Source organism: Bifidobacterium aesculapii (genome assembly GCF_001417815.1).
Taxonomy (GTDB): domain Bacteria; phylum Actinomycetota; class Actinomycetes; order Actinomycetales; family Bifidobacteriaceae; genus Bifidobacterium; species Bifidobacterium aesculapii.
Map to the genome: position 1 here is coordinate 1 of NZ_BCFK01000066.1, position 5,618 is coordinate 5,618.

General features: G+C 65.2%; 3 protein-coding genes and 1 pseudogene. 2 read left to right on the forward strand and 2 right to left on the reverse strand.

Annotated elements, in window-relative coordinates; genetic code table 11:
* Positions 1-40: 40 nt before the first annotated feature.
* Positions 41-750, reverse strand: a pseudogene (locus BFAL_RS08655) (ROK family protein); the annotation flags it as partial.
* A gap of 387 nt (positions 751-1,137) precedes the next feature.
* Between BFAL_RS08655 and BFAL_RS08660 the strand changes: the two are divergent.
* Positions 1,138-3,048 carry an alpha-glucosidase gene (locus BFAL_RS08660; RefSeq protein ID WP_055428000.1) on the forward strand — a complete coding sequence of 637 codons (1,911 nt, stop codon included), beginning with the start codon at positions 1,138-1,140 and terminating at the stop codon, positions 3,046-3,048.
* A gap of 75 nt (positions 3,049-3,123) precedes the next feature.
* Positions 3,124-4,389, forward strand: coding sequence for a threonine ammonia-lyase (gene ilvA, locus BFAL_RS08665; RefSeq protein WP_055427998.1), 1,266 nt, complete (start codon positions 3,124-3,126; stop codon positions 4,387-4,389).
* A 107-nt stretch (positions 4,390-4,496) separates the two neighbouring features.
* On the opposite strand, the gene BFAL_RS08670 is transcribed toward ilvA, so the two are convergent.
* Entirely contained in the window at positions 4,497-5,252 is a 756-nt protein-coding gene (locus BFAL_RS08670) for a Sir2 family NAD-dependent protein deacetylase (RefSeq protein ID WP_055427999.1), read from the reverse strand.
* Positions 5,253-5,618: the final 366 nt, after the last annotated feature.

Consider the following 5,618-nt stretch of genomic DNA (forward strand, 5'->3'; position numbering starts at 1 on the left):
CCTGTTCACTGCGATTCGGCAGTGACCGGAGGCCCGACCCCTACTCCAGGTACCGCACGATCACACGCGATGCGGCCGCCTTGGCCACAGCTGCCAGTCATGGTCTACGACGGTGAACTCCACCGGCGAGGCCTGACTGTGCCGGTAGCGGTTGATGCCGTCACGGATCGGGTCGATTGCCAGCTTTGCGAGGAATGCCGATTCGCCGGCGATCATCACCTTCGACGGCATTGCGATGTTCGCGATCGTCGCGATCAACGATCCCAATCGGAAGCAGGTCTTGTCGAGCGGCCGTGACGCCTACGGCAGGCCGGCCTGCGCGTCGCGCGCGAAATCGTCGAACGTGCAGGCGCGGCCCATCATCTGCGAATACTGGGCGGCGAGCGAATCGTCGGTCAGGCATTGCGCGCAGCCGATGTGCCCGGCCGTGCAGCGCGGCCCTTCCGGGTCGACGAGCACATGCCCGAGCAGCCCGTAGCTTTTGTCCGGGTAGGAGACCGGCCGCCCGCGCATCGCCAGCGAATAGCCTATGCCGATGCCGATCGTCAGCACCGCGAACGCCTCCAGTCCTACGTCCGGCCCGAACCAGCTGGCGTCCACCAGCAGCGAGTCGATGTCGTTGTACACGCCGCATGGCAGTCCGGTCGCGCGGCTCACCATCGCGCCCAGCGGCACGTCGTGGTCCCAGCGCAGGAACGGCGCGAACGTGACTGTCCGGTCGTCGTCCGCCACGTGCCCGCCGATCGTCATCGTCCGTTATTCATACGCTCCCCACGCTCCCCGCATTCGCCGGTGAATCCGCCTGAGTTCCATTCCCTGGATACATATTTCGTTTGTCTTCCCGCTGATGAGCCCGATTCATGTGACGGCAGCGTCGGTCGACACGGTCGCCGGTTCGCACGTGCCGTTTTGCATGGGGCGTCGTGTTTCACGTGAAACACCGCATGTGCCGGTTGCGTCGACGGTGTTCGGCAGGCGTGCCGACACGCCAGGAGCGCCGCCGGGTGGGAAAGCGCCCCTCGGGCTGGTTCACTATGGAGTGAACCGGCCCGACGTCGTTTCACGGCGGAGGGCATGACCGTGTACGATACGCCGCGCGGCTGGACAGTGCCGCGGATACCGCAGAAGGAGCCGACGATGACCTCATTCGACCGTGAACCCCTGCCCGACGCCGTCCGTACGAACGGCGCCACACCGAACCCATGGTGGGCGAACGCCGTCGTCTACCAGATCTACCCGCGTTCGTTCCAAGACACGAACGGCGACGGCTTCGGCGACCTGAAGGGCGTCACCTCGCGCCTCGACTACCTCGCCGACCTCGGCGTGGACGTGCTGTGGCTCAGTCCGGTCTACAAGTCCCCGCAGGACGACAACGGCTACGACATCTCCGACTATCAGGACATCGACCCGCTGTTCGGCACGCTCGCAGACATGGACGAGCTGCTCGCCGAAGCGCACAAGCGCGGCATCAAGATCGTGATGGACCTCGTCGTCAACCACACCTCCGACGAACACGCATGGTTCCAAGCCTCGCGAGATAAGGACGACCCGCACGCCGACTGGTACTGGTGGCGCCCCGCCCGCCCCGGCTGCGAACCCGGCACGCCCGGTGCCGAGCCGAACCGCTGGGGCTCCTACTTCGGCGGCTCCGCATGGCAATACGACGAGACGCGCGGCGAATACTACCTGCACCAGTTCTCGAAGAAGCAGCCCGACCTCAACTGGGAGAACCCGGCCGTGCGTCATGCCGTGTACAGCATGATGAACTGGTGGCTCGATCGCGGCATCGACGGATTCCGCATGGACGTCATCACCCTGATCTCCAAGCGCACCGACGCAGCTGGCCGCCTGCCCGGCGAGGCCGGCTCCGAACTCGACGACCTGCCGGTCGGCGAGGAAGGCTACTCGAACCCGAACCCGTTCTGCGCGGACGGGCCGCGACAGGACGAATTCCTCGCGGAAATGCGCCGCGAAGTGTTCGACGGGCGCGACGGCTTCCTCACCGTGGGCGAAGCGCCCGGCATCACCGCCGCACGCAACGAGCACATCACCGACCCGGCCAACGGCGAGCTCGACATGCTCTTCCTGTTCGAACACGTCGACTTCGACTGCGACGGCGTCAAATGGAAGCCGAAGCCGCTCGACCTGCCCGGTCTCAAACGCATCATGGCCGGCTACCAGACCGCCGTCGCGGAGCGTGGCTGGGCGAGCTTGTTCACCGGCAACCACGACCAGCCGCGCGTCGTCTCCCGCTGGGGCGACGATTCGTCGGAAACCGTCCGCGTGCGCTCCGCCAAGGCATGGGGCCTGGTATTGCACATGCACCGCGGCACCCCGTACGTCTATCAAGGTGAGGAGCTCGGCATGACCAACGCGCACTTCACCTCCCTTGGCCAGTACCGCGACCTGGAAACGCTCAACGCGTACCGGCAGCGCGTCGAAGAAGCGCACGTGCAGAGCGGGGACTCGATGATGGCCGGCATCGCCGCGCGCGGACGCGACAACTCGCGCACCCCGATGCAGTGGGATGACTCCCGCTACGCGGGATTCACCGCGCCGGACGCGGCCGCCGAGCCGTGGGTCGCGGTCAACCCGAACCATGCGGTGATCAACGCGGCGGCCGAGATCGATGACCCCGATTCCGTATATGCGTTCTACAAGCGGCTCATCGCCCTGCGCCACACCGAGCCGGTGGTAGCGGCCGGCGACTGGCGGCTCATCGACGCCGCCGACCCGCACGTCTACGCCTTCACCCGCAGGCTCGCCAAGCCCGCGCCGGCATCGACGTACCCGTTGTTCGACGACGTCGAATCGTTCCACACCAATCCGCAGCCGGAACCGTTCGACCACGCCGACGACGGCACGCTGCTCGTCGTCGCCAACCTGTCCGGACGCACCGTCGACCTGCCGTCCGAATCCGCCGCGCTGCTCGCCCGCGGCGTCAGCGAGCCGGACATCGTCATCAGCACCTACGGCGCGACCCACGCCGTCGTCTCCCTCGCCAACGAGGAGCTGAGCCCGTGGGAGGCGGTCGTCGTGCGGTTGTGACGATTTCGCCCCGCCCGCCTTGCACTGCGAGACGGGCGGGGCGTTACGGCACCCCGCCGCATAAAATTGCGGGCTATGGAGCAGAAAGACGTCCTCAAAGCATTGCAGCGTGACCATGCGGTCGAACTCAAGAAAGCCGCCGAACGATTGAAGGGCACCGCCCGCCACACCGAAATCATCCCTTCGCCCGCACTGAGCGAGATGACCGGGCACGAGATCCTCCTCAAGCCGGAGAACCTGCAGGTCACCGGCTCGTTCAAGATCCGCGGCGCGTACAACAAGATCGCCTCCCTCACCGACGAGCAGCTCGCGCGCGGCATCGTCACCGCCTCCGCCGGCAACCACGCGCAGGGCGTCGCCTACGCGGCGCGCGAACGCGGCGCCAAGGCGACGATCTGCATGCCGACCATCACCCCGCCGCTCAAGGTTGACGCCACCAAGGCGTACGGCGCCGACGTCGTGCTCTACGGCGACGTCTTCGACGAGGCCGCAGCGCATGCCGCCCACCTCGCCGACGCCGAAGGCATGATCTACGTGCCGCCGTTCGACGACTACGAGGTCATCTGCGGCCAGGGCACCATTGGTCTGGAAATCCTCGAAGACGTGCCGAACGTCACCGACGTGGTCGTGCCGCTCGGCGGCGGCGGACTCGGCGCGGGCGTCGCGCTCGCCATCAAGACGTTCAAGCCGGAAGTGCGCGTGATCGGCGCGATTCCGGAAGGCAGCCCCGCGTGGAAGAACTCGTTCGCCGCGGGCCGCGTCACCGAAGCCGATCAGGTCGTCACCTCGGCCGAAGGCGTCGCCGTGAAGCACCCGGGCGACCTGCCGTACGCGCTGCTCAACGAGTTCCTGGACGATCTCGTCACCGTCACCGAGCGCGACATCAACGAGATGATCCTGCTCATGCTGGAGAAGCACAAGCTCGTGGTGGAGGCGGCCGGCGCGGTGTCGCTCGCCGCGCTCGAGCATCTGAACCTGCGTTCGCGTAAGTTCGCGTCGGCTCCCGGCCCGCACGTGGTGGTGCCGATCATGTCCGGCGGCAACATCGACACGGTGACGATGGGCGCGGTGATCCAGAAGGGCATGATCGCGCGCGGCCGCATCATGAACTTCGAGGTGGAATTGCCGGATACGCCGGGCCAGCTCGTCAAGGTCGCGTCGCTGCTCGCGCGCGAACGCGCCAACGTGATCGCCCTTGACCACGACCAGTTCAAGGCGTCCGGCCATTACACGAACGCGGTCTCGCTGGGTGTGACCGTCGAAACGAACGGCCCCGACCACATCGACCGGATTCTCGCCGCTCTGCGCGCCGAGGGATTCCAGCCGAAGCGCATCTACTGAGCGCATCTACTGACGGGCCTCAACACGATGAGGGCGTTGCAATCACGAATTGCAACGCCCTTTGCTGTTGATGCCGTCGATTCGATATCGCTCGTCCAGCGGTCACGTCAGCTGTTCGCGGCGATGGTTTCGTCGACGAGCTGGGGGAGCGCCACGGCGATGTCCTCGCGGATGAGGCGCGTGGCGAGGCGGTCGTACTGCGTGCGTCCCATGTTCATGATGGTGATGGGCACGCCCGCCTGCGCCGCGACCGGCACGATGCTCGCGGCGGGGAACACTTCCAGCGTCGATCCGATGACCCACAGTTCGTCGGCCTTGGTGGCGAGGCTGTACGATTTCTCCATCGCGCCGTCCGGCAATGCTTCGCCGAAGTAGACGACGTCGGTTTTGATCATGCCGTTGCAGAGCATGTCGTTCTTGTACTTGAGCTTGCGATGGCAGCGCGGATCCGGTTCCTCATCGAGTTTCGCCATGATGTCCGCCGTGTTGTATTTCGCGTGGCATTTCATGCAGTGCGAGGTACCGATGGTGCCGTGCAGGTTGACGATGATGTCCGGGCTGTTGCCGGCCTTTTCGTGCAGGGCGTCGAAGTTCTGTGTGGCGAGCAGGGTGAGCATGCCCGCTTGTTCGAGCTTGACGAGCGCCTTGTGCGCGGCGCCGGGTTGCGCGTTCCATACGGGGGATTCCTTCTGCCAGCGCCACGAGTATTCGCGTGCCTCCTGGTCGTGGAGGAAGGCGTCGATGTCGTAGACGCTCATCTGGTCGGGGTGTTTGGTCCAGACGCCGTCCGGACCGCGGAAGTCGGGGATGCCGGCGGAGGTGGAGATGCCCGCGCCGGTCAGTACAGCAATCTTCTTGGTCATATCTACAGGTATACGCGTTCTGCATGTCGTTGCGGTGTATGACGGAAGAAGTCGCGGCGATTCCGTCCGTGCGTCGGCTGTTGTGTTGTCGCCCGCATCCCATGCTGTGGTGTTCCTGTTGGTGTTATTTCCCATGGTGCGGTGACGCAATTTCTCCATAATCCCGGGATTGCGGCGTTTTCGTCTTCTGGTGCTTGGGTGGTTTACCGCACCATGGGAGGCGGCCTCTTCCTTTGTGGCTTGGGTTGCTGGTGGGTGGATTGTTGTGGTTGGTTGTGGTGTGGTGTCTTGGTATGGGAGATGGTGGGGTTGGGGGTGTGGTGTGTGTTTGTAGGCTGGTTGTGGTGTGGTGTTTGTCGTGGGTTT